General features: G+C 60.5%; 24 protein-coding genes. 15 read left to right on the top strand and 9 right to left on the bottom strand.

The window, feature by feature from the left end; translation table 11 throughout:
* Positions 1-275: 275 nt before the first annotated feature.
* Positions 276-1,361, bottom strand: a complete 1,086-nt coding sequence (locus VFB05_RS31795; RefSeq protein ID WP_325020124.1) for an alpha/beta fold hydrolase — start codon at positions 1,359-1,361, stop codon at positions 276-278.
* Positions 1,362-1,544: 183 nt separating this feature from the next.
* Here VFB05_RS31795 and VFB05_RS31790 point away from each other — a divergent pair, with 183 nt between their 5' ends.
* Positions 1,545-2,009, top strand: a complete 465-nt coding sequence (locus VFB05_RS31790) for an NUDIX domain-containing protein (RefSeq protein ID WP_325020121.1) — start codon at positions 1,545-1,547, stop codon at positions 2,007-2,009.
* 43 nt (positions 2,010-2,052) lie between these two features.
* On the opposite strand, the gene VFB05_RS31785 is transcribed toward VFB05_RS31790, so the two are convergent.
* The 3 genes from VFB05_RS31785 to VFB05_RS31775 all read right to left on the bottom strand — a co-directional run bounded on the left by VFB05_RS31785 (position 2,053) and on the right by VFB05_RS31775 (position 4,900).
* On the bottom strand, positions 2,053-2,505 hold the full coding sequence (locus tag VFB05_RS31785) for a host attachment family protein (RefSeq protein WP_325020120.1): 453 nt from the start codon (positions 2,503-2,505) through the stop codon (positions 2,053-2,055).
* Between the two features lie 46 nt (positions 2,506-2,551).
* A complete protein-coding gene (locus VFB05_RS31780) occupies positions 2,552-4,591 on the bottom strand; it encodes a protein-L-isoaspartate(D-aspartate) O-methyltransferase (protein ID WP_325020118.1) in 2,040 nt (679 codons plus the stop codon).
* A 90-nt stretch (positions 4,592-4,681) separates the two neighbouring features.
* A complete protein-coding gene (locus tag VFB05_RS31775) occupies positions 4,682-4,900 on the bottom strand; it encodes a hypothetical protein (protein ID WP_325020116.1) in 219 nt (72 codons plus the stop codon).
* A 379-nt stretch (positions 4,901-5,279) separates the two neighbouring features.
* Between VFB05_RS31775 and VFB05_RS31770 the strand changes: the two genes are divergently transcribed.
* The 8 genes from VFB05_RS31770 (at position 5,280) to VFB05_RS31735 (ending at position 13,454) form a co-directional block, all read left to right on the top strand.
* Positions 5,280-5,501, top strand: coding sequence for a hypothetical protein (locus VFB05_RS31770; protein WP_325020114.1), 222 nt, complete (start codon positions 5,280-5,282; stop codon positions 5,499-5,501).
* A gap of 264 nt (positions 5,502-5,765) precedes the next feature.
* On the top strand, positions 5,766-6,590 hold the full coding sequence (locus VFB05_RS31765) for an IclR family transcriptional regulator (RefSeq protein WP_325020112.1): 825 nt from the start codon (positions 5,766-5,768) through the stop codon (positions 6,588-6,590).
* Positions 6,583-8,166: a gamma-glutamyltransferase family protein gene (locus VFB05_RS31760; protein ID WP_325020109.1), complete on the top strand. Its 1,584-nt coding sequence runs from the start codon at positions 6,583-6,585 to the stop codon at positions 8,164-8,166. Before VFB05_RS31765 ends, VFB05_RS31760 begins: the two co-directional genes overlap by 8 nt.
* An 18-nt stretch (positions 8,167-8,184) precedes the next feature.
* On the top strand, positions 8,185-9,024 hold the full coding sequence (locus tag VFB05_RS31755; protein WP_325020107.1) for an ABC transporter ATP-binding protein: 840 nt from the start codon (positions 8,185-8,187) through the stop codon (positions 9,022-9,024).
* The gene (locus tag VFB05_RS31750; protein WP_325020105.1) at positions 9,024-9,890 is read left to right on the top strand and encodes an ABC transporter permease; all 867 of its coding nucleotides are present in this window, start codon (positions 9,024-9,026) and stop codon (positions 9,888-9,890) included. The genes VFB05_RS31755 and VFB05_RS31750 overlap by 1 nt, the downstream gene beginning before the upstream one ends.
* A 58-nt stretch (positions 9,891-9,948) precedes the next feature.
* Positions 9,949-10,956 carry a histone deacetylase family protein gene (locus tag VFB05_RS31745; RefSeq protein ID WP_325020103.1) on the top strand — a complete coding sequence of 336 codons (1,008 nt, stop codon included), beginning with the start codon at positions 9,949-9,951 and terminating at the stop codon, positions 10,954-10,956.
* A gap of 48 nt (positions 10,957-11,004) precedes the next feature.
* Entirely contained in the window at positions 11,005-12,072 is a 1,068-nt protein-coding gene (locus tag VFB05_RS31740) for an ABC transporter substrate-binding protein (RefSeq protein ID WP_325020101.1), read from the top strand.
* A gap of 50 nt (positions 12,073-12,122) precedes the next feature.
* Positions 12,123-13,454 (top strand): aminotransferase class III-fold pyridoxal phosphate-dependent enzyme, encoded by a 1,332-nt coding sequence (locus VFB05_RS31735; protein ID WP_325020099.1) that lies wholly within the window; start codon positions 12,123-12,125, stop codon positions 13,452-13,454.
* 118 nt (positions 13,455-13,572) lie between these two features.
* Here VFB05_RS31735 and VFB05_RS31730 read toward each other — a convergent pair whose 3' ends face one another.
* From VFB05_RS31730 to VFB05_RS31720, 3 genes are all read right to left on the bottom strand, one after another.
* Positions 13,573-16,770: an efflux RND transporter permease subunit gene (locus VFB05_RS31730; protein ID WP_325020097.1), complete on the bottom strand. Its 3,198-nt coding sequence runs from the start codon at positions 16,768-16,770 to the stop codon at positions 13,573-13,575.
* Positions 16,767-17,762, bottom strand: a complete 996-nt coding sequence (locus tag VFB05_RS31725) for an efflux RND transporter periplasmic adaptor subunit (protein WP_325020095.1) — start codon at positions 17,760-17,762, stop codon at positions 16,767-16,769. The genes VFB05_RS31730 and VFB05_RS31725 overlap by 4 nt, the downstream gene beginning before the upstream one ends.
* A gap of 76 nt (positions 17,763-17,838) precedes the next feature.
* The gene (locus VFB05_RS31720; protein WP_325020093.1) at positions 17,839-18,171 is read right to left on the bottom strand and encodes a metalloregulator ArsR/SmtB family transcription factor; all 333 of its coding nucleotides are present in this window, start codon (positions 18,169-18,171) and stop codon (positions 17,839-17,841) included.
* Between the two features lie 90 nt (positions 18,172-18,261).
* Between VFB05_RS31720 and VFB05_RS31715 the strand changes: the two genes are divergently transcribed.
* The 3 genes from VFB05_RS31715 to VFB05_RS31705 are packed head-to-tail and all read left to right on the top strand — an operon-like array spanning position 18,262 to position 20,238.
* Positions 18,262-19,566: an FAD/NAD(P)-binding oxidoreductase gene (locus tag VFB05_RS31715; RefSeq protein WP_325020091.1), complete on the top strand. Its 1,305-nt coding sequence runs from the start codon at positions 18,262-18,264 to the stop codon at positions 19,564-19,566.
* A complete protein-coding gene (trxC, locus tag VFB05_RS31710) occupies positions 19,563-20,006 on the top strand; it encodes a thioredoxin TrxC (RefSeq protein WP_325020089.1) in 444 nt (147 codons plus the stop codon). The genes VFB05_RS31715 and trxC overlap by 4 nt, the downstream gene beginning before the upstream one ends.
* A 28-nt stretch (positions 20,007-20,034) precedes the next feature.
* Positions 20,035-20,238 carry a DUF2892 domain-containing protein gene (locus tag VFB05_RS31705; RefSeq protein WP_325020087.1) on the top strand — a complete coding sequence of 68 codons (204 nt, stop codon included), beginning with the start codon at positions 20,035-20,037 and terminating at the stop codon, positions 20,236-20,238.
* A gap of 21 nt (positions 20,239-20,259) precedes the next feature.
* On the opposite strand, the gene VFB05_RS31700 is transcribed toward VFB05_RS31705, so the two are convergent.
* On the bottom strand, positions 20,260-20,727 hold the full coding sequence (locus VFB05_RS31700) for a hypothetical protein (protein WP_325020085.1): 468 nt from the start codon (positions 20,725-20,727) through the stop codon (positions 20,260-20,262).
* Between VFB05_RS31700 and VFB05_RS31695 the strand changes: the two genes are divergently transcribed.
* Positions 20,720-21,856 (top strand): MFS transporter, encoded by a 1,137-nt coding sequence (locus tag VFB05_RS31695; protein WP_325020083.1) that lies wholly within the window; start codon positions 20,720-20,722, stop codon positions 21,854-21,856. The genes VFB05_RS31700 and VFB05_RS31695 overlap by 8 nt on opposite strands.
* A 149-nt stretch (positions 21,857-22,005) precedes the next feature.
* Here VFB05_RS31695 and VFB05_RS31690 read toward each other — a convergent pair whose 3' ends face one another.
* Positions 22,006-22,569, bottom strand: coding sequence for a cytochrome b (locus tag VFB05_RS31690; protein ID WP_325020081.1), 564 nt, complete (start codon positions 22,567-22,569; stop codon positions 22,006-22,008).
* Between the two features lie 126 nt (positions 22,570-22,695).
* On the opposite strand from VFB05_RS31690, the gene VFB05_RS31685 reads away from it, so the two are divergent.
* On the top strand, positions 22,696-23,871 hold the full coding sequence (locus tag VFB05_RS31685) for an AI-2E family transporter (RefSeq protein WP_325020079.1): 1,176 nt from the start codon (positions 22,696-22,698) through the stop codon (positions 23,869-23,871).
* Between the two features lie 170 nt (positions 23,872-24,041).
* The coding region (locus VFB05_RS31680) for an HdeD family acid-resistance protein (protein WP_325020077.1) at positions 24,042-24,456 on the top strand (415 nt) is incomplete at its 3' end.

The raw sequence follows: 24,456 nt of genomic DNA, 5'->3' as shown, positions 1-24,456 counted from the left end.
CCTGAACCCGATTGCGGCGCGTCAGATTTCCCCGCCGCTGATCGGCGAAGTTTCTGCAATCTCGAATGCCGCGTGACGGACACCAGCCTGGTCAGGCGCTACAATCTTTTCATCCTGGAAGTCGTGAAGGCGTGGATCGATCCTGCGCAGACCCCCCCAAAGCCCTTCATCATCGCGGATATGGGTCGTTTATCATCGACGGCGCCACCATCAAGCTCAAATCCAAAATGAAATAGCGCGTTCAACCTTGGCGCTTGATCGCCGCTCTCGCACGGCTACTCGGCGGCGACACCGTCAGGGTGACGAGCCCACCTCGTTCGCGTCCTGATCCAGTCAACAATCTGTGGCCACAGCCACGCATGAGCTTGTCGTCCGACGAGTACGCCGAGATGTTGTAAGCAAATGCCTCGTTCGCCCGGATATTCGATCAATTGAAATTCCTCAGGCCCAAGCGTCTCGCCGATCGGCCGCACGGAATTCACCGGAGCTACGGGGTCTGCCGTATTGACCACGGCAAGCGTTGGCGTCGAAAGGTCTTTGCACCCAATCATCCGCCCTTCGACATTCAGTATGGCGCGGTGGAAACGGTTCTCGCGATATAGCCACTCGACGATCTCGCTTACGAGCTTCCCGGGCAACGCCACTTCATCGAACGCCCAGCGTTGGACGCGGGCGTGAATATCCATCGCTGCACGATCAGTGGCGCAGGTTATCGCGTCGAGATACCGCGACCATATGAAGGTAACGGGTGAGGCCGCGGCGCTCGCCTGTGAGAGAACTGACCCCGGATATATCCTTGCATCGGAAACCGGGTTCGGAACCAGCGAAACCAGGGCATCCCGGAAAAGGCTCTCGCCCTCCCTAAAACACAGAGGTGTACTTAGCAGTATGAGCCCATCGACAGCGTTGGGCGCGCTGGCGGCGTAGATCGCAGCGAGCGTCCCGCCCAGCGAGTGCCCCATCAAGATCGGCTTCCGCTCGCTTTCACTAGAGCCGATCCGTTTCACGGCCTCAGAGGCCGCTTGCACGCATTCAGTAATGCCAATGTTGCAGGTCGCCTCGGAGGCAGGCAACCATTCCAGCAATAAGACGCGTAAATCCGCATCCAGACAGCGGCGGATGGCGCTAACAGGCGGAGCCAAATCCCAAATATACGGCCGCTTGATCGGCGCGGCCACGATGAGCACGGAAGCGGAGCCGCTAGAGGCACCATAATCGCGCAACCTCCAAAACGGGGCAGAAGCGATTACATGATGGCTGCTCTCGACAGGCCCAAATCCCAACGATGCGTAGAGATCGCCTTGCGCACGACGACAAACGTCCAATATATCAAATTGCCCGAAAAGCAGCGCCTGATCCATTCGCGATCTCGCCGACGCAGAAGAGCTGCTCATCTTTATTTGGGGTTGCAAACGAGACGTTGATCCAGCTCAACCACGTGGCTTGAGACGCTGGAACATTGCGTCGCTGTTGCCGCGTGCATCAAGATTGCGGCGGCCATTGGCGAAGACCTGACATTCGAAAATCCTCGCGGTTGCGCAGCTATGCCTATAAGAAGCGCCGGCATTCTAGTGTTCCGGAGACGCCAAGGAAAAATCGAGGTCCTGCTGGCCCACCCTGGCGGGCCGTATTGGCGGAACAAGGACGCAGGCGCCTGGTCGATCCCAAAAGGCGAATGTGGCCCCGGCGAATCGCCCGAAGTCGCTGCTCGCAGGGAGTTTCGCGAAGAGCTCGGGATCGAACCGGTCGGCACGATGTTTCCGCTGCCTGAGGTTCGGCAGCGCGGCGGCAAGATCGTAACCGCATTCGCTCTGGAAATGGATGTGAACGCGGAGACCGCCCACAGCAATGAGTTCGAGATCGAATGGCCGCCGCGCAGCGGACAATTCATGCGGTTTCCTGAAATCGACCGCACCGAGTGGTTCGACCTCGCCTCAGCTTACGGGAAGATCAACCTGGCACAGAAAGCTTTGCTTGAGGGGCTTGAGCTGATTGCGGACAAGTCTTGACCACGCGCCGCTTCGAAGGCCGCCGTTTGGGTTCCGGCCGCGTTCACGCCGCGGTCAGGAGCCTCTCGATATCGCCGACCGGGTGCTTGGTCAGGTCCTTGTCCAGCTCTGCGATGATGCGCGATCGCACATCGGCATGAAAAGCGGCGCGAAGATCAGCGAGCGTTCTTGGCGGCGCCACGACGATCAACGCCGGGACTTTCCTTGTTCGTACAATCTCCTCCATCGCCGCCGCAGCCTGTCTCGCAAATCGATGCTCTTCGAGACGATGCCAATCAACCGGCTCGACCGCACTCCGCTGACTGGAGTCGAATGCCTTGCTGACGCGGCCCGGCCGCTCACTTCCCTGCTCGTGAGTCGCCGGGTTGATGTCTTCGAAGACGCGCTCGGTCTTCAGGTTCGGATATTTTTCATCACCTTCGTTTCGCAGAAAAAGTGCCTTCCGCCCATCACCCACGAAGACGAACGCGTTGTGCGGGATCTTCAACTTGCTCATCGACGGCTCCTACTTCTTCGATCAAAAGTAACGGAAACGAACGCTCTCAAACGCCGAACGGATAGGTATCGGGCAGCCCGCCGAGTTCAGTCGTAGCCAGCGGAATGATCGCCCGCGTGTCGTCAAACCAGACATATTCGTCGAATTGCCGTGGCAGGTTGGCGCGAAAATAGTGACTCACGAGCTCGGTTTCCGGGCGATAGATCACGCCAATCGCACGCTCAAGGCGCTCCCTGCCGAGCGCAAGCGGGCTACTAAGGTCGCTCTTCCCGCGTAAACCGAGCAGAAAGTGAGCATGGCCTGTTGCATGACAAAGCCGCTCGTAGCTGCCAGCTTGCGAGGGCCGGACCTTCTTGATCTCCATTGGTCCATCCCATTCGCTCGCCGCTGCGACGACGCCGCTATGAGTGCCGAATCCGATCAGATAAGCCCGATCACCGAACATCCGCCGACACAGATGGCCGAGATTGTACTCATCCCGCGCGGCCATCTCGGTCGCCGCCGAATTTCCGACATGCGAGTTGTGAGCCCAGACAACAGCCTTGCTTTCCGGCCCGTAGTGATCCAGCAGGTTCTCGAGCGTCTCGAACATGTGGGTGTCGCGCAAGTTCCATGATGCGCGCGATCCGTAATACATGATGCGATAATATCGCTCGGCGTTGGCGACAAGGCGCGCATTCTGCGCCGCGTCGAGAAAGCGGTCGCCATCATGTTCGGCGTAGGCGCGGCGTTTACCGAGCAGATCCGTCAGGTTGCGGACAACGTCAGATTCGCAGGTCGGATACTTCCCACTCAAGGCAACATGACCATAAACCTTTGGATCACGTTGCCATGGCGTCAGGCATGAATAGCGTTCACGGGCAATCCTTGCCGATTCCGGGTCGATGTCGTCCAGATAGCTAAGCACCGACCTGATCGAGTCGTAGAGGCTGTACAGATCGAGGCCATGAAACGCGACCCGGCGATCCTTGGCGACTGTCCCATTGTGCTTGCGCAGCCACTCAATGAAGTCGCGAACCTCGACATTTCGCCACATCCAGGTCGGAAAGCGCGCGAAGGCTGTCCATTCCGAGGGCGGGTAATTGAAGTGCCGGACGTAATGGTCGACGCGCGCCGCATCCGGCCAGTCGCCTTCGATCGCGACAAACCGAAAGCCTTTCTTCACAATCAAGTCCTGGGTGATGCGTGCGCGCATCCGGTAAAACTCGGATGTGCCGTGCGTCGCCTCTCCCAAAAGCACTATTCGCGCCGATCCGATCCGCTCCATCAGGGGATTGAGATCGACCGTTTCGATCGATCGGAACGGCTCCGCGGCATCCGCGAGCCGTCTTTCCAGTGCCCCCTCGGGATCGTGACCAATTCGAAACTTGCGGCGCGGCAGCCCTGGTTCCGGCGTCTTGCCGGGCCATCCCTCGTCGCCGACGAGCGGAACAAAGCGGACGTCCGCAATGTCCTCGCTTTGATATTCAGCTTCCGCCACGCGCGTCACGCGCACCAATTCCTGAACCTGCTGGTCCGAGCCAACCGGCATCACAAGCCGGCCTCCGATCTTCAGTTGCGATTTCAGGGATTCCGGCACCTGCGGGCCGCCGGCGGCCACGACAATCGCATCATATGGGGCATGCTCAGGCCATCCCTTGGTTCCGTCGGCGTGCCTGACGTGGACATTGTCATAGCCCAGCCCGGATAACCTTTGAGCGGCCGTCTCCGCGAGGCGACCGATGCGCTCAACCGTATAGACCTGTGCGGCGATCTCCGACAACACGGCGGCGGCATAACCCGATCCGGCTCCGATCTCGAGCACCTTCTCGCCGCCCTTGAGCAGCAGCGCTTCGGCCATGAACGCGACGATATAAGGCTGCGAGATCGTCTGCTCATCCGCTATCGGCAAAGGCGAATCGTCATAGGCGAACTCGCGCAGCTTCTCGGGAACGAACAGCTCGCGCGGCACCTTGCGCATCGCATCCAGCACCAGGTCATTCCGAACGCCACGCGCCGAGATGCTTCGCTCGACCATCTCGAGCCGTTGAGTACGAAAGCTTTCCGTCTCGTTGGTGCCTTTTTCCTTCGCAACGACGGGAGCCATGGCAAGACCTCCTAACCGATAATCAGCAGCGCGCGCCACACGGCCCACTCGCGCTCGCTTCGTCAGCCGGCAAGCGAACGGTTGCCGAGGTCACTCGCGCGGCTCAATGCCGAGGATGTTCCCATCATTGACATGGCCGCGGATTGTCTCGATTTCTGTCGAATCGATTTCAAGCAGCCAATTGTGCCATTCCCTCGGATGTCCCTCAGGGGCAACCGGCTCACCACCAGCAGCGTAACGATACTGCGCCAGCGCCTTCATCGCCCGCTCCATTGCATTGCCGTCCTTCAGAATTATGAGGCTCCGCATGTGTCACTCCACAATTTTTCAGAGGGAGAATGACACGTCGTCGAGGCGATATATTGATCGGAATCAAAACCGCTTTGCCACCGACCTTTCATGCTGTCCGGCCAATTCCCGTTGCAAGCTTTGCGCGAACTCGTGCACCACCCCAAGGCAATGTGTGGGCCGCGTCGGCAAAACTCGCGAAACCAATCGGAAGGTCACCTCAAGCGCTGGCCCGCTCCACGGTGATTGCCACGCCCCCACCAACCTCGACGTATCGCAACACGATTGCGTGGTTTGCGTCGGCGAAACAGAAGCCGGGGCCACTGTGCATCTGCATCGGTGTCAACGCGGCTGCCCAGCTCGTCGCGGCTGGATCGGCGTCGGCATCTTCCCCAGGAGAATGATCGAAGCCTATCGCCCCTCCGGCGCGCTTGCGGTCCTCGCCACGAGGCCGATGCTGACAGCAGGGCATGTCTATCTTGCTCACCACGTCACCGCAGATGCAGACCGGATCGAGGCGATCATGCAGATCACCGAAAGCGTCACGGCCGATCTGAACTATTTTGATGTGGCGGCGAACGGTCGAAATCCACCGAGGAAGCGAGTTGCCCGAAGGAGGTAAGCAGCGGTCAAGCCCTCGGAACCGCTCAAACCTTGCGCTCAGTCGAGTTCGAACGAAGATTTGGCTGCCTTGACCGATGAGGCGATGAACCGATGGACCTCCTGAACGCGGCGCGTTCCATGCGTATCAGGATGTGACGTCAGCCAGTAATTTCGAACGAAGCGGACGTCAGGCAGCAAGCGGCGCAATTCAGGATAACGGCTTTTGCTTGACAGAAATAATTTTGAGGAGTGAAATTAAATTTTGAAAGTCGGCAGAGGTTCCATGGCCAGACTGACGGCCGTCGCACGAAAGAGCAGCACCGATACGCTGGAAAATGCCGCGGATGATGCCCGTCTCGTGCAGGGCCTGGCACGCGGACTGGCGGTGCTGCGGGCGTTCAAGCCCGGCGAAAGCTCATTAAGCAACAGCGAGTTGGCCGAGCGGACAGGTCTGTCGAAGCCAACAATTTCTCGTTTGAGCCAGACACTTGCAGCGCTTGGCTACCTGTCGATCGTTCCCCGCACCGGCCATTACCAGCTCGGATCCGGCGTCGTCGCATTGTGCCATTCGCTGCTCGCCGGCATGCCGCACCGCATTGCCGCACGTCCCGTCCTGCAGGAAATCGCCGACTTTTCACGCCTACCTGCATCCGTCGGGATGCGCGACCAGCTCAACATGCTGACGATCGAGACGGCACACCACCCGCGGATGCGACCGGCACGGTTCGACCTCGGCTCACGGCTGCCGATCGAAACATCCGCCATGGGCCGCGCCTACCTTTTTGCCCTGGCGGAGGACGAGCGCGAAGCTCTGCTGCGACGCATCCGCTTGCAGTGGCCGCGCGGCGAATGGCGCGGCGTCCGCGCTCGGATCGACGAAGCCTTCGAGTCGATCGCGAGCCGCGGTTTCTGTGTGTCATTGGGTGATCGCCAAGCCGACGTCTATGCTGTCGGCGCTCCGGTGGTGACGGCGGAAGGCGCGGTTCTCGCCTTTAATTGCGGCGGGATGCCTTCGGAAGTCACCGCCACACAGCTTGAGAACGAGATTGGTCCACGTCTTGCCCGCGCTGCCCGGCAAATTTCGATGGAGGCTCCGAGCCGTGCGTGATTTCACCAAGCAGGGGCGATCGATGGCGATCGGCGAGCACGGCATGGTCTGCACGTCGCATCCCTCCTCCTCGGCCGCGGGCATCGAAATGCTGCGATCAGGAGGCAACGCGGTCGACGCTGCCCTCGCTGCGATCGCCGTGCAAGCGGTCGTCGAGCCGCACATGACCGGCATAGGTGGCGATTGCTTTGCATTGTTCTCCATGGGAGGATCACCACCGATTGCCCTTGACGGATCGGGGCGCGCACCAGGCGCTGCGAGAGCCGAATGGTATCTCGATCGCGGCATCGCCGAGATTCCGCCGACGTCTGCGCATGCAGTGACCGTCCCAGGTGCGGTCTCGGCGTGGTGCGCACTGAACAGCGATTATGGCTCGAAGTCTCTTTCGGAGGTGCTTGCGCCGGCGATCCGCCTCGCCGAAGAGGGAATGCGCGTTTCGCCTCGCGTCGCCTGGGATTGGGGCCGGCAGGTTGAAAAGCTGTCAATCGATCCGGATGCCCGCGCCATTTATCTTCCAGGCGGCCGTGCGCCGGAGGTTGGTGATCCCTTCCGCAACCGCGCGCTTGCGGAGACGCTGCGCGGTATCGGCCGCGAGGGCGCGACCGCATTCTACGGCGGGAAAGTTGCGGAGGCCCTCACCGCCAAACTGAGCGCATTCGGCGGGCTGCATCGACAGGAGGATTTCGCGCGGCAACGCAGCGACTATGTGCAGCCGATCGAAACCAGTTATCGGGGATATCAAATCTATGAATGTCCCCCACCAGGACAGGGGCTGGCTGCGCTGATGATCCTGCGCATCCTCGACGGACTATCGCTCGGTGGCAGCCAGCACAGCGAGGCGGACCGAATCCATCTCCTTGCCGAGGCCACCAAAGCGGCGTATCGCGCGCGCGACGGTTATTTTTGCGATCCGGCGCACGGCGACACGCCGGTTGCGGAATTTCTCTCCGACGCCTTCGCCGCCCGGGCCCGAGGCCACATTGACCCCCGCAAGGCGTCACGGTCCGAACATTGGGACCTGACCGAGCACGAAGACACCGTCTACGTGTGCGCGGTCGATCGCGATCGCAATGCAGTGTCCCTGATCAACTCTCTCTTTGCACCGTTCGGCAGCGGCATCTTCGAGCCGACGACGGGCGTCCTGTTTCACAACCGGGGAACCGGCTTCCGAACGGACCCAAAGCATCCCTGCGTCATCGCCCCCCACAAACGGCCGCTGCATACGATCATTCCAGGCTTGCTGTTTCACGAAGGAAGGCCCGTCATGCCGTTCGGTGTGATGGGAGGCCACTACCAGGCCGCCGGCCATGCGCATTTCCTGTCCCAAATTCTCGACCGGGGGCTGGATATCCAATCTGCGAGCGACGAGCCGCGATCATTTTCATTCGACGGGAAACTGTCGCTGGAGCGAACGCTCTCGCCCGCCGTCTTCGATGACCTCGCCGCCCGCGGCCACGAAGTCAGCTGGTCAGACCTTCCAATCGGTGGCGCGCAAGCGATCTGGATCGATCACCAGCGGGGAATTCTGCTCGGAGCGTCCGACCATCGCAAGGACGGGATGGCGCTGGCTCACTAGTCGAAGGGAACTGAAGCGATGGCGTCGTTGACGGGTGCATCTGCCACCGAGGCAAGTTCGAAGAACGGCCAGTTCGACGCATCCCGCTCACCCGACTTCATCCGCATCGAGAATGTCGGCAAGCTCTTCGGCGGCCGAGGGCCAGTCGTAACCGCGCTCCAGGACATCAACCTCCAGATCGGCCTGGGTGAATTCGTCGCAGTCGTCGGTCCTTCAGGCTGCGGAAAGTCGACCTTGCTTCGTACCCTGGCCGGACTCATTCCGCCGAGTTCAGGAAAGGTATGGTTCGGCGACCACAGGCTTGAGGGGCCACGGCACGACATCGGCGTCGTTTTCCAATCGCCGGTGCTCTTTCCCTGGCGCACCGTGCTCGAGAACGTACTCATCCCCGTCGATGTCCAGAAGCTTGACCGCAAGAAGTATCTGTCACGCGCGCGCGACCTCATCGATCTCGTCGGATTGAGCGAGTTCGAACGGCGCTATCCGGCCGAGCTGTCCGGCGGCATGCAGCAGCGGGTCGGCATCGTCCGCGCGCTGGTCCACGATCCGGCGATGCTTCTCATGGATGAGCCATTCGGAGCGCTCGATGCCATGACGCGCGAACACATGAACGTCGAGTTGCAGCGGCTCTGGACGGCCCAACACAAGACGATCCTGTTCATTACCCACTCGATTCCCGAAGCCGTGTTTCTTGCCGACAGGGTCGTCGTGATGACACCCCGCCCCGGCCGCATTGCGGAAGTGCTCGACATCGACCTTCCGCGCGAGCGGACGCTCGACATGATGAGTACGGCGCCGTTTGGCGAGTACACCCGCCGCATCCGCGCACATTTCGGCTCAGCAGGAGGCATGGACTGATGCCTGATCTCTCTTCGCTCGACACACTCAGAAATCGGATCTTGAGCATCCTGCTGCTGTGCCTCGTGCTCGGCATCTGGCAGGGCAGCTCGATGTTCCTCAACATCCCCGCCTTTATCCTCCCGTCAGCAACCGCGGTCGCTCAGGGGCTATGGCGTGGCACGACGAGCGGCCTCTATCTCCATCACGGTGCCGTCACGTTGTTTGAGGTGCTCGCCGGATTTGCGCTTGGTGGAGTCCTTGGCCTCGCGCTTGGCGTCGCCGTTGCGCTCAACCGGCGATTTGCCTACTTCATCTACCCCTACATCATCATGTTCCAGTCGATGCCGAAGGTCGCCCTCGCGCCGCTCTTCGTCCTCTGGTTCGGCCTCGGCGTGACGTCCAAGATCGTGACGGCTGCCCTCGTGGCTTTCTTCCCGATGATGATCAACACGATCTCCGGCTTGAATTCGGCCGACAAGGATCGCATCGATCTCATCCGCTCCCTCGGCGGCAGCGAGCGTCAGGTATTCACGATGCTCCGCTTTCCGAGCGCCCTGCCCTTCATCATGGCGGGCCTTGAAATCGGCATGGCGTTGGCGCTGATCGGCACCGTCGTCACCGAGTTCCTTGGTGCGGAAGCGGGGCTCGGCATGCTCATGCAGAGCATGAATTTCGTCATGGACGTGGCGGGATCTTTTTCGGTTCTGATCATTTTGGCGACCGTCGGTCTCCTGCTTAATCAGGCGCTGATCATGATCCGCCATCGGGTGCTGTTCTGGGAGCGCCTCGGTCGGGCCGAGCCCGACCTGGCCTCGGAAGAGAACTTCGCCGCCGAATCGAAACGGCCGCGCGGCGGTTCCGCGCTCTCGCCATCGCAGAAGTGATTGCGCAATGAACGTCTACTATTCAAAGCGTCAGCTCGATCACCGTCCTCAGCAGATCATGCTGCTCGGCAAGCTATGTGCCCCCGTTGAAAACCCGGACCGGCTAGACGCCCTGGCGCGGAAGCTGATCGAGGCGGGCTTGAAACAAACGGCGCCCATCGATCATGGCCGCGATGCCATCGACGCCGTGCACAGCGCCGACTATGTCGAATTTCTGGCCTCGAGCTATGAACGCTGGGCCGCAAATCCCAAGGCCGGACCGGAGGTGCTGCCAAACACGCATCCTTACCGCGGGCGAGGATCGGCCCTCGCCCCCTCGGCCAAACCACGTTGCAGCGTCGTCAACGCCGAGGCGGGCTGGTACATCGGCGATCTCAATTGCGCCATCGGCGCGGGCACCTGGGGCGCGGTTTATGAATCTGCACAGGCAGCGCTGTCTGCGGCCCATGCCATTATCGATGGCGCCCCTGCTGCCTTTGCGCTCTGCCGACCGCCGGGGCATCACGCGTTCGCCGACCGCGCGTCCGGCTTCTGCTTCTTCAACAACGCGGCCATCGCCGCCGATCTCATGGCCCAACGCGCAGGCCGAGCAGCCATTCTCGACTTCGACACGCATCACGGAGACGGAACGCAAGCGATATTCTACGGCCGCAGGGATGTGCTGTTCGCCTCCGTGCACACCGACCCCACGACTTACTATCCCTATTTCTCAGGTTTTGCCGACGAACGCGGCGAAGGAGACGGACTCGGTGCTAACTTGAACGTACCGCTGGCGCCGGGCAGCGGCGACGATGCATTCCTGGAAGCCTGCGGAATGCTCGTTGAAGCCGTGCGGACACATCGGGCCGAAGTCCTCGTCGTGTCAGCGGGCTGGGACGCTCACCGTGACGATCCGCTGTCCGTCCTCGAAGTCTCAACGGAGGCCTTTGCCCGTATCGGTGAGCTGCTCGCAGATCTGCAGCTGCCAACCCTGATTGTTCAGGAAGGCGGCTATTCGCTGGAGGCCTCCGAGCAAGCCGCTGCCGCGTTCGTCGGCGCATTCTGCTCAAGGCACAAGAGTACTTAAACCAATGGTCGACCTACGTTAGCCGCTGCCAACAAAACGGAGAGTCAGATGCGTAGTAATACCCCTTTGGCGACTTGCCTTGCAGTGTATTCGGTTCTTACCGCTACAAGTTTCGTCTCTCCGGCATTCGCTCTCGACAAGGTACGCGTAGGCTGGTGCACGAGCGTGATCACGCACGGGGTCGCTCCTTTCGCTGTTGCGACCAAGTTGGGCTGGTTCAAGCAGGAGGGAATCGAAGTCGAGCTTGTGAATTTTCCGGGATCGTCAGATTGCATACGCAATGTTGCGACTGGCGAAGTCCTGGTTGCGGTTGCAACCGCAGAGCCGGTTGCGATCCTGCAGCAAACCGGCGTGAAGACGCAGGTTTTCTATACCGCGTATCGCCGCAACATTTTCGGTGTTGCCGTTCCGGTCGACAGCTCCATCAAGAAATATGCGGATCTCAAGGACAAGAAGATCGGCGTGACATCAATGGCCTCGGCCGGTGTGGTGCTGGCCCGGTCGGGAGCCTCCGATGCTGGCCTCGACCCCGACCGGGACATTCGGATCGTCGTGTCGGGTCAGCCGGCTCAAAGCGTCGTCCTTCTGCAGCGCAAGGACATCGATGCGGTCAGCCAGTGGGACACGCAGTACACACTGATGGGCCTCGCCGGCCAGCCGATGCGCATGCTCGAAGATCCTGAAATCGAGTCGTTCCCAGCCAATAGTCTGGTCGCGAGCGCCGGTTCGATCAAGAACAAGCGCGATCTACTCGTGCGCCTGGCCCGCGCCTACACCATGGGGGTGGTCTATACCCTCAAGAATACCCGTCAGGCGGCGACGATTTTTCAGGACGTCTATCCGCAGATCGTGCCGACCGGCATTCCGCCGGCCGAAGCGCTCGACCGGAACGCCACGCTGCTCAAAACCGTCTCGGAGAAGTGGACGCTCGACAACCCCGGCGAGAAGTGGGGCGAGAGCGATATCAAGATTTATCAGAAGTACATGGACTGGCTGGTACGGGCGAAGATCCTCAAGCAGCCGATCGACGCCAAGGAGGTCGCAACGAACGACCTGGTCGAAGACATCAACAAGAACCTGGACCTCGCATCGGTGGAGCAGGCTTTGGCGCGCTGACGCGCCCGATCACCCATCTCCAGCAAGCAAGACAAGACGGAGTAGATTTGATGACCCAAGCGAGCCTCGAGATTCCACCGAACGACCTTGAAGCCTACTGGATGCCGATGACCGCGAACCGGCGCTTCAAGGCAACCCCGGAGTTCTTTGTCGAAGCCAGGGGCATGCACTACAAGACGCCCGAGGGCCGGACCCTACTCGATGCCATCGCCGGCCTCTGGTGTGTCAATGCCGGGCATTGTCATCCCAAGATCACCGAGGCCATTCGCCATCAGGCAGGCAAGCTCGACTACGCATCGAGCTTCTCGCTCGGCCATCCGCTCGCGTTTCACTACACCAATCAACTGATGGCGATCGCGCCGCAGGGATTCGATCACGTCTTCCTTGCAGGGTCGGGCTCTGAGGCAGTCGACACGGCGCTGAAGATGGCGCTTGCCTACCATCGGGCTCGCGGTGAAGGTCATCGCCAGCGCCTGATCGGTCGCCAGCGCAGTTACCATGGCATGGGATTCGGCGGGCTCTCGGTCTCAGGCATCGGCTGGCAGCGGGCGCAGTTCGGCGTGTTGCTTCCGGGGGTATCACACCTTCCGCACACACATGATCTCGCTCGCAACGCATTCAGCAAAGGGCAGCCCGAGCACGGTATCGATTTTGCGGATGCGCTGGAAAGCTTGTTAGCGGCGGTGGATCCATCGACGGTTGCAGCCGTCATCGTCGAACCGGTGGCCGGCGCAGGCGGCGTGTTGCCGCCGCCCAAAGGCTATCTTGAGCGGCTGCGCGAAATCACCCGCAAGCACGGCATCCTGCTGATTTTCGATGAAGTGGTCACGGGTTTCGGTAGGCTGGGGGCGCCATTCGCTGCCCAGGCACTGAGCGTCACGCCCGACCTCATCACCTGTGCCAAGGGAATGAGCAACGGCGCTGTGCCGATGGGCGGTGTGCTGGTCCATCACCATGTGCACGATGCCATGTCGAAAGGCCCCGAGGCCACTGTCGAATTTGCGCACGGCTACACCTACTCCGGCCACCCACTCGCCTGTGCCGCTGCACTTGCCACGCTGGACGTGTACCAGGAGGAAGGCATCTTCGAAAACGTCGCGCGCATTGCCGGCAAATGGGAAGCTGCCATTCACGACATCAGAAACGCCGGTGGCATCGTCCGCGATATCAGAAACCTGGGCCTTTTGGGTGCCGTGGAGATTGAAGCTGCGCCTGATGCCCCGGGTCAGCGAGCGCGAACGGTTGCAAACCACTGTCTCCAGAACGGAGTCTTTGTTCGCGCACTCGGCGATACGCTGATCCTGTCGCCGCCTCTTATCATCAACGAGGAGCAGATCGGTCAGATCGCAGAAACCATAAAAAAGGGCGTTCAATCGCTTTGAGAAATCGTGCCGCCTGGTAGCGGGGGAACGCTACCGCTGTTTTCTTATCGACGAGCAGATTAGTTCCAATTTTGGATTAAAGCATTTGCTGACGCAGTGTCCTTATTGCGTGGCTGACCTATCTCGCAACTGGTGCTTCTTGTCGCAGCACAATGTAGATCGCAGGTATCACCAGTACCGTGAGCAAGGTCGACGAGGCGAGGCCAAACAGCAGCGAGATCGCAAGCCCCTGGAAGATCGGATCGAGCAGGATGGTCGCAGCTCCAATCATGGCGGCCAGCGCCGTGAGCAGGATTGGTTTGAAGCGAACCGCGCCCGCTTCCAGCACGACCTCACGCAAAGCTTTGCCCTCGCCGCCAGAGTGGCGAATGAAATCCACCAGCAGGATGGAATTGCGCACGATGATGCCGGCGAGCGCGATGAACCCGATCATCGAGGTTGCGGTGAATGGCGCGCCCAGCAGCCGGTGCCCGATCAGGATGCCGATCAAGGTGAGCGGGATTGGCGTCAGGATGACGAGCGGCAGGCGAAAACTCCTGAACTGCGCGACGACGAGAACGTAAATGCCGAGGATTGCCGCGCCAAAGGCCGCGCCCATATCGCGGAAGGTCACCCAGGTGATCTCCCACTCGCCATCCCACAACAGCGTCGGATGCGATTCATCCACCGGCTGCCCATGCAGGCTGATCGCGGGTTTCGGCAGCGCGCCCCAATCATGCGCGTTGATGCGATTGTCGACCTCGAGCATGCCGTAAAGCGGCGCTTCGAAGCGGCCGGCAAGCTCGGCCATCACCATGTCGGCGAAGCGGCCGTCGCGGCGGAAGATCGTCGGCGAACCCTCTTCCGTGGTCGCCTTCACCACCTGGCCCAGCTCGACCACTGTCTTGCTGCCGGGCACCGTGTTTGCGGGCACTGGCGTCGAGGCTAATGCCTCGTTCCAGACCAAACCACGCTTGGGCAGATGCACCGCGATCCCGATCGGGTTGCGATCCTCGCCGCGATGCGAGTAACCGATCGGTATACCGCCGAACAGCGCCTGGATCGTGTCATAGACGTCGCGCTGCTCGACGCCGAAGAATTCAAGTCGGTCCTGGTCGATCGACAGTCGCAGCCGTGGTCGCTTCTCGCCGATGGAATCATCGATATCGACGATGAACGGCACCTCGGCAAAGATCTTCTTCAATTCGGCCGTCACCGCGCGGCGTGTCGCGGCATCAGGCCCATAGATTTCGGCGAGGAGCGTTGCCAGCACCGGCGGGCCGGGCGGGACCTCGACGACCTTGATGCTGGTCCCCTTGGGAATATCCAGCACCTTCAGCTTCTGCCGCAGCTCGATCGCAATGTCATGGCTCGCTCGCTTGCGCTCGCCGCGCGCGGTCAGGTTGACCTGCAGCTCGCCCAGTTCGGGCCGCTCGCGCAGATAGTAATGCCGCACAAGGCCGTTGAAATTGAACGGCGCCGGCGTCCCCGCATAGGATTGGAGAGAGGTCACTTCAGGCAATTGCCGCGCGATCTCCGCAGCGGCGAACAGCGTGCGCTCGGTCTCCTCCAGGCTCGCTCCTTCCGGCAGATCGACAACGACAGCAATCTCGGACTTGTTGTCGAAGGGCAGCAGCTTGACCGTCACCGACTTGGTCGCAAACGATGTCATCGACAGCAAAGTCGCGACGCCGACGCTGAGCAGGAATATCCAGGCGGAGCGCTTGCTACTCACGATCGGCGTAGCGAAACGACGGTAAAGCGCGCCAAGCCGGCCTTCGCCATGCGCAGTATGCCCCGCGCTCTTGGGCGCGAGCCTCAGCATCAGCCACGGTGCGACCACCATGGCCACAAAGAACGAGAACAGCATCGCAGCGGAGGCATTCGCCGGGATCGGCGCCATATAAGGACCCATCAGCCCCGACACGAACAGCATGGGCAGCAGCGCAGCGACCACCGTGAGCGTCGCGACGATTGTGGGGTTGCCGACCTCCGCGACCGCTTCGACGGTAGCCTGAAGGCGAGGGCGTCCATCACGCATGCTCCAATGCCGCGCGATGTTCTCGACCACCACGATCGCATCGTCGACGAGAATGCCGATCGAAAAGATCAGCGCGAACAGGCTGACGCGGTTGATGGTGTAGCCCATCAAGTTGGCAGCAAACAGAGTGAGCAGGATTGTCGTCGGGATCACGACGAGAGTCACGATCGCCTCGCGCCAGCCGATCGCGATCGCGATCAGCGCGACGATCGAGATCGTGGCGAGCCCGAGGTGAAACAGAAGCTCATTGGCTTTCTCGTTGGCAGTCTCGCCGTAGTCGCGGGTCACCGTGACCCTTACGTCGTCCGGAATCAGGCGCCCCTTCAATCCTTCCAGGCGATGGGCGATATCGGTCGAAACCACCACCGCGTTGGCGCCGGCGCGCTTGGCAAGTGCAAGACTGACTGCGGGCACCCGCGTCCACCGCCCCTTCTCGTCGCGCTTGTCGTTCCAGACCCGATGCTCGGTCGTACTCGGACCGATCACGACCGACGCAACGTCCTTGACGTAGACCGGTCGTCCATCGCGGGTCGAGATCAGAAGCAATCCAATGTCCGGAATGCCCGATAGTGTCTGGCCGGCCGCTACGTTGCGCACGATCCCGGTATCGCGGACGTCGCCGGCCAGGAATGAACGATTGGCATCCTTCACCTTGGCCACGAGCTGTTGAAGCGTGACGCCGAATAGCGAGAGCTTTTCCGGATCGGGCTCGACCCTGATCTGCTGGGCGGCACCGCCTGAAATGTAGGTCAGTCCGATATTGTCGACCTTCACCAGTTCCGCGCGCAGCTTGTCGGCCAACTCGAACAGATCCTTGTCCGTCCAGTGCTCCGCGGCTTCGGGCTTCGGCGACAGTGTCAATATGTTCACGGCAACGTCATTGATGCCGCGACCGACGATCAGCGGCTCGGGGATGCCGACGGGAATGCGATCGAGATTGGCGCGAATCTTCTCGTGCACGCGCAGGATCGCATCCTCGAATTTGGTGCCGACCAGAAAACGACCGGTGACCATCACGCGGTCGTCCTCCGTCTGGCTATAGACATGCTCGACGCCGTCGATACCCTTGACGATCGCTTCCAGCGGCTTGGTGACGAGTTCGACCGCGTCCGGCGCACGCAACCCATCGGCGTTGACGCGGATATCGACCATCGGGACGCTGATCTGCGGCTCTTCCTCACGCGGAATCACGACAACCGCGATCAGTCCGACGACGAGCGCTGCAAGCAGGAATAGCGGCGTGAGCGGCGAGTTGACGGTCGCCTTGGTGAGCCGGCCTGAGAGTCCGAGGTTCACGGCCGCTCCAACTGGTCGCCGGCCCGAATGCCGGACAGTATCTCAAGTCCATTCGGAAGCTCGGGCGTCGGCGTTTGGCGGCCGCGTTGCACCGGCACCTCGACGGTCCCGTCTCCTTGGCGAAGCAGTACGTAGTCGATGCCGAACCGGGTCTTCACGAAGCCCGCAGGAATGACGTAGGCCGGCCGCGTGCCGCCGGAGATCCAAACCCGGAGCCGGTCACCGACGAAATATTCGCCGAGCCCCTCGACCGTGGCGTCCGCGACCACGCGGCCTTCCTCGATCTGGGGGTAGACGAGATCGATCACGCCCCACTTGGCCACCCGCTCGCCGGATTCGTCGCCGTCAAGGCGAATGCGGTCACCGGCTTTGAGGAAATGGGCATGCTCTTCCGGCAGCCGCAGCCGCAACTTGAAATCCTGTTGTGCGACAGTCACGACGGGATCGCCAGGCAGCACGACCGAACCTACCGCGACAAGGCGTTTCAAGACGCGGCCGTCCTGCGGAGCAAGAACCTGACCCTCAGTCTGCTGTTGCTGGATTACCCCGCGTTCGGCTGTCTTGGCGCGCAGATTGTTCTGGGCAACATTGAGGGCGGTTCGCGCTTCATCGAGCCTCGTGCGCGGCAGAGTGCCGCGCTCGACCAAGCCTTCGATTCGGTCAAAATCGGTCTGCGCCTGGTCGGACTGAGCCTGCAGGGCCTGAATTTGCGCGTCCAGCGATTTCATCTGCAATACGAGTTTTTCGTCGCCCACGACTGCGATCGCCTGACCATGCGTCACCGCATCGCCTTCCCTGACGTGCAGCTCCGCTATCGTGCCGCCGATGCGGCTGCGCGCCGGGACCACGCTGATACTTTCGACGGTCGCAAAGACTGCCTTCTCGTCCGCGATCGAGACCGGCTTCACCGTGAGCGTGTCGGCACCGGCAGCGACCACACTTGAAAGCAGCGATGCAATCGCTACCAGGAACCGAAAATGCAGCCTCGCCATGGCAATATCCGTCTGTTGCGCAGAAGCGCCTTGTCTCTCAATTCAGCAATGAGCCCGTTCCGCGCCTTGATCTTTCTCAAGGCGAGGCCCCGCGCCTTCCCTTAGCTTTCGGAGCGCAGAACGCCTGATAGAGCGTCTTGAGGATGTCGCGCGCGGGCTCGCTCGCGATCGAATAGAAGATCGTCTGCGCGTCGCGTCGCGCCGACACCAGGCCATCTTTGCGAAGGAGCGCAAGATGCTGGGACACCGTGGAATCCCGCAAGGAGAGAAACTCGGCCAATTCGCCGACCGAGCGCTCGCCGTCGATCAGCTGACAGATAATGAGAAGCCGGTGACGGTTGGAAAGCGCCTTCAGCAGGTTGCTCGCCTCGTCCGCGGCGCGCTCCATGATTTCGCTATATATTTTCATAGTTGCGTATATACGATGTTATGAATATATAGTCAACCAGCACGACAGCCGGGACAACCGGCGGGGCGGTCAAACGAAATGGAGGTCATCATGGCGGAAGTTGTCGTAATCGGAGCCGGTCTCAGCGGAACGCTGATGGCCTATGAATTGCTGCCCCAACTCAGGAAAGACGATCGGCTGACCGTGATCTCGCAAGGCACTGTCTATCACTTCGTGCCGTCGAATCCCTGGGTGGCGGTCGGTTGGCGCAAGCGCAGTGACATCGAAATCGATCTTGCGGACATCATGAAGCGCAAGGGCGTGCGCCTGCTCACCCAGGGCGCCAGGCGCGTTCATCCCGATGCAAATCGTATCGAGCTCAGCGACGGCTCGTCCATCAACTATGATTACCTCGTGGTCGCGACCGGGCCGGAGCTTGCCTTCGACGAAATTCCGGGATTGGGGCCGCAGGGTTACACGCAATCCATCTGCCACGTCGATCATGCTTCATATGCGAAGGAAGCATTCGAGAAGCTCGCCGCGAAACCCGGCCCGGTGGTGATCGGCGCGGTGCAGGGCGCATCCTGTTTCGGCCCGGCCTACGAATTCCTTTTCATTCTGGAGACCGAACTGCGCCGCCGCAAGCTGCGCGATCAGGTGCCAATGACCTTCGTGACCTCCGAGCCCTATATCGGTCATCTCGGCCTCGATGGCGTCGGCGACACCAAGGGTCTGCTGGAAAGCGAGATGCGCGAGAAGCACATCAAGTGGATCACCAACGCCCGCGTCGACCGTATCGAACCCGGCAAGATGACCGTTGAGGAATTCGCCGAAAACGGCACGGTTCACAAGGCCCATGAACTGCCTTTCAGCTATTCGATGATGCTGCCGGCCTTCCGCGGCGTCGAGGCCGTTCGCGGCATCGAAAAACTCACCAACCCGCGCGGCTTTGTCATCGTCGACAAGCATCAGCGCAATCCCGCCTTCCCTAACGTGTTTGCGGTTGGCGTCTGCGTCGCCATCGCACCGGTCGGAGCGACACCCGTTCCCGTCGGCGTGCCCAAGACCGGTTTCATGATTGAGTCCATGGTCACCGCGACCGCGCTGAATATCGGCGCCCTGCTCCGCGGCCAGGCACCGAACGCGCAACCGACCTGGAATGCGATCTGTCTCGCCGATTTCGGCGATTCGGGCGTCGCCTTTCTGGCGCAACCGCAGATTCCACCGCGCAACGTGAACTGGTCGTCCAAGGGTGAATGGGTTCACTACGCCAAGGTGGCGTTCGAGAAATACTTCCTGCGCAAGATGAGACGAGGCGAGAGCGAGCCGTTCTACGAGCGTTTCGTGCTCAACCAGCTGAACATTGCCAAGATCAAGGAAGTCCGAACCGACAAGGAGGTCCGAACCGGCACATGAGCACGACGCGCAATATCGTTTGTGGCAATTGCGGGCGGACCAACCGCCTGCCGGTCGAGCGCGCGCCGAAGGACGCGCGCTGCGGCGCTTGCCGCCAGCCGATCTTCACCGGCCACCCGATCGAGGTCGATGAGGAAGGTTTTGGCCGCCACATCGCCAACAACGATATTCCCGTGCTGGTCGACGTCTGGGCACCTTGGTGCGGTCCGTGCCGGGCCATGGCGCCGATGTTCGAGCGGGCGGCTCTTGAACTCGAGCCCAAGGTGCGGCTGCTGAAGCTGAATTCCGATCGGGCGCCGTCCGTATCGTCGCGGTTCAACATCACGGGCGTCCCGACGCTTCTCTTGATGCGCGGTGGCCGGGAGATCGTCCGCCAGTCCGGCGCGATGGACGCGCGCAGCATCGTCGCCTGGACCGAAGCAAGCCTTGCCCGCTCATAACCTACATCGTTCTTAAAAGGAGAATGTCATGAATATCGATAAAGCCGTTCTGGCCTTTGCCGGATTCGTCGTGCTGCTCGGGCTCGCGCTCGGTGCCTATGTCAACGCCTACTGGTATCTGCTCCCGGCGTTTGCCGGGCTCAACATGATCCAGGCCTCGTTCACCGGCTTCTGCCCGGCGGCAATGGTGTTCAAGAAGCTCGGCCTGCACGGCGGCTGCGCTTTCAATTGACGGAAATGGTTGGGAATCGCCTCAGTCGCGAGAGTCATTGTAGCTTTCTGCCCTACAGGCTGAGCCCCCATGGGCGGCATCGTTCATATTGCTGTTTACACGCAACACTGTGATGATGCTGCCGTTAGCGACGATTTCGACAGTCTCCGGCTGCGCGCGGATGGTCTGGACTATAGTTGCTCGCGATTCCTGCATAGCTGCAGATGACATCTGCGCGTTGACTGTCGAATTTCCCTGAACCAAGAGAAGAAAGGAAGCTATCGCGCCAGCAGGCAAATACCTTAACATCTCGCGATCTCCCAATAGCGGGAAGGTCCACTGAAGATGCTGATTGATGCAGGTCAAGACGGTCGATTGCCCCAGACCTAGTCCGAATATGTGAGAATGAAGGAATTCGTGCGGCGTGAGTGAAGGAATGGCGCCCGAGCCAATATCACCAGGCCGACTGCCTACCGGCATCTGGGCTCTTGGCCTCGTCAGCATGTTCATGGATATCTCATCCGAGATGATTCACGGCCTACTGCCGGTTTTTCTGACTTCCGTGCTGGGCGCCAGCGCCGAAACGATCGGCCTCATCGAAGGTGTAGGTGAAGCGACCGCGTCGATCTCGAAGCTTTTCTCAGGCTGGATCAGCGACAAGCTCGGAAAACGCAAAGCGCTCACTATTGTTGGATATGGGTTGAGTGCATTATCGAAACCGCTCTTTGCGCTTGCAACCAGCTCGTCACTTGTCCTTGGAGCGCGGTTTTCGGATCGGGTCGGCAAGGGAATTCGTGGGGCGCCGCGCGACGCGCTGATAGGGGAAATGGTGCCATCGGAGCTACGTGGCGCCGCCTATGGCCTGAGGCAGGCCCTCGACACGGCAGGCGCATTCGCAGGACCATTGATCGCTATCGCGCTCATGGCCGCATTGCAGGACGATTTTCGGTTAGTGTTCTGGCTTGCCTTGATTCCCGGCTTTCTCTCGGTACTTGTGCTTGTTTTCGGCGTACGGGAGCCGGAGCACGAAGCGACGAAGCTGCAAGCACCGCTAAAGTTCGCCGACCTCAAGACCGCAGGCACTGCGTACTGGATCGTGGTGGGCATAGGCGCCGTGCTGACGTTAGCGCGCTTCAGCGAGGCCTTTCTGATTTTGCGGGCGCAGACTGCTGGGCTCGCACTCGCGCTGGCGCCGCTTGTACTGGTCGTTATGAATATAGTCTACGCACTTTCGGCCTATCCGCTTGGTGCCCTGTCAGATCGCGTTGACCGCAAACCCCTGCTCGTCATCGGGTTTGCGGTCCTCATTGCCGCTGATGTCATCCTCGCCGTCGCGTCGGATATCCCGACCGTAATGATCGGCGTCGCGCTCTGGGGTCTCCATATGGGCATGACGCAAGGGTTACTCGCGGCGCTTGTCGCCGACGAGGCGCCGCAATACCTGCGCGCGACAGCTTTCGGTGTCTTCAACTTCGTCTGCGGGATCGCCCTCTTGTTAGCGAGCCTAACGGCGGGACTCCTTTGGGAAATGGCTGGGCCTTATGCCACATTCATGGCGGGCGCGACTTTTACGGCAGTGGGGCTTGTCGCAACCGCGATGTTTCTGCGCAAGCGACGTGCATCCCAGCCGTCGCACTAGACGGCCCAGTGACGGCGACGCCCTCCGCCGCATCACATCATTCCGCTTCGCTCCAGAACAGCTGATCGGCTGTCTTCCTCTGGATGTCGCTCAGCTCGCGCTATATTCATGGCTTCCATGCGGACTCAAGTCCACAATGAGCAGGCTATTCAGTTGCGTAAGCGCGGGAGCATTCGCCGCAGAGTGTTGTCGCCAAAAACGATATGATGCAGGACCGCAGCCGCCATATGGAAGGCCGCCAAGATCACGAGGAGGTTGGCCAAGATTTCATGCACTTCCTTGAGGCTGTGCGCGAATGCCTTGTCAGCGACCCACGGTGATGGAATTTCCGCAAGTCCGAATAGCGGCAGCGAATGGCCCTGCGCGAACTGTAGTGCAATGCCGAACAAGGGTACCAGGACCAACAATCCATAGAGGACGTAGTGCATCACCCGGGAGACCGGATCAGTCCACTCGATCAGCCGTTTTCCGAACTCGGTCGCAAGACTCTTGGGGGGAGGATTGGCGATGCGCCACGGTATTCGCACGAATGCGATCACCAGGATCGTCAGTCCGATCCAGATATGTATCAACAACCCGGAATCCCGTGCTGGCCCCTTGGAGAGCTCGTCGCCGAACGTGCCGAGCATCCACGCCGCCATAACAAAGAGAACAGTCATCCAATGCAACGTCTTGGCAATGGGGCCGTAGTCTTCGATCACGGTTTTCTTCATGACACGTCACCCTCTTATACTCAAAGGGTAACGCCCGCCTGAAAAGTGAAAGTTGATCTGCATCAACTGAGAAATGTCAGTTGATGCTTATTATGGCGTAAAGTGCTGTTTGGAAGCCGAGAAACCGTGAACAATGAACTTGGAGCCTTCCGCGAAGATGCAGAGCGGACCAAATCCGCTTCCTCGCGCCTGCATCCCGCTATCCTGGCCTGCGTCGTCGTTGCAGCGACGCTTGCGGTCTGGAAGCTTTCCGACGTGCTCGTCCTGGCGTTCGGTGCCGCTCTTCTAGCCCTGTTGTTGCGCGGTCTTGCGCATGAGGTAAGCCGCCGCACACGAGCACCAGAGAGCTGGGCCGTCATCCCGGTCTTGCTCTTGCTCCTCGGATCAATTGTCGCTGTCGGCTGGCTGTTCGGTGCGCAGATCACTTCGCAGTTCAATTTGCTTGCGAAGGACTTGCCGCAAAGTCTCGCGCAGCTTGCCCGTGAACTGGGATCGAGCTGGTGGGGGGTATGGCTTCTTGGTCACGCGCAGGACGTCAACCTTGGCAACGTCACGGCGCCGGTTGCGAGCTATGCGGCAGCATTATTTGGTTCGGTCTTCCGAACCGTGGCCTATGTCGCCGTCCTGTTGTTTGCCGCGTTGTATTTCGCCGTGCAGCCTGCCCGATATCTGGAAGGTTTGTTGCGGTTGGTGCCTGCGCCTCGGCGCCGCGTTGCGAGGGAAATGCTCGAGCTTCTTGGAGTTACGCTCAGGCGCTGGCTCATCGGCCAATCGATTACGATGACGGTTGTCGGCACACTGACCGCAATTGGTTTAGCGTTTCTGGGGGTAACGGCACCGTTAGCGCTCGGCTTGATCGCTGGCATGTTTGCGTTCGTTCCTTATGTCGGTCCTATCCTGGCGTCTATCTCAGGGATACTGATGGCTGCAATGCAGGGACCCGTAATGGTGGGCTATGTCATTGCCCTGTACGCCAGCATTCACTTTCTGGAAGGCAATATCATCAACCCGCTGGTCCAGGCTGAGGCGGTTGAACTGCCGCCCGTCCTCACACTTTTCGCGACACTCGTCTTTGGCCTCTTGTTGGGCCCAGTTGGCGTATTGATGGCGGCTCCACTTACTGTCGTCCTGCTCGTCGCGGTGAACGCGCTCTACATCGAGGAAATGCTCAGCGAGCGCCGCGTCTGGCCTTCGCGCGCGAAGTCGTGGGACGTTCAGAGATTGATAAAGCCGGCAGCAAGCCCGCCAGCCCATGCCCCCACGATCAAAAAGATCAAACCAGGCACCACGCGAAGCATGTAAGCACGCTCCCGCTGGGGGAGTAGCGGCAGCACGATGAGCGTCGCCTCACCAAAGATAAGCGCGTTCTCCAGGCAATCCAAGGTCTCTTGATCCATCTCAAAGAGGCCTGCTTGGACGAGCTCTAATCTTTCTTGATCGCCAGATGCAGAGATGAGCCTGTGTCCAGGACCGTGCCCAACAAGCGAAGAGAATTCAGCCCCCTTGAGGAAGCGGAAATGCTGCTCGAGGGAGCCGAGCATGCCGCTAGGTCGCGCTGGCTGATTCTGCTCATCGAGGGCGTTGCACTCGTCGGGTTTGGCACGCTCGCGCTTTTCATCGCGCCGCTGATGTCGCTGGGGACCGTTACTTCGCTGGGTTGGCTTTTCTTCGTCAGTGGCATAGCCGCCATGATTGCCTACTCTCGGCTCTATCCGGCGGCGAGATTTGCCTACCTGCTGCTTGTCGCGGCATTCGCTCTGATTGCGGGGTTTGCGTTGTTGGTCAAACCATGGAGCGGCGCCATTTCGCTCACCGTAGTCCTGATTATTTGCCTTGCTCTTGTTGGCGTCGCCAAGCTCACTTATCCGCTGCAGCGTTTCGGATACC

Source organism: Bradyrhizobium sp. (genome assembly GCF_035652035.1).
Classification (GTDB): domain Bacteria; phylum Pseudomonadota; class Alphaproteobacteria; order Rhizobiales; family Xanthobacteraceae; genus Bradyrhizobium.
Note: the sequence above shows the minus strand (reverse complement) of the source record. Positions and strands in the feature narration are given on the sequence as shown.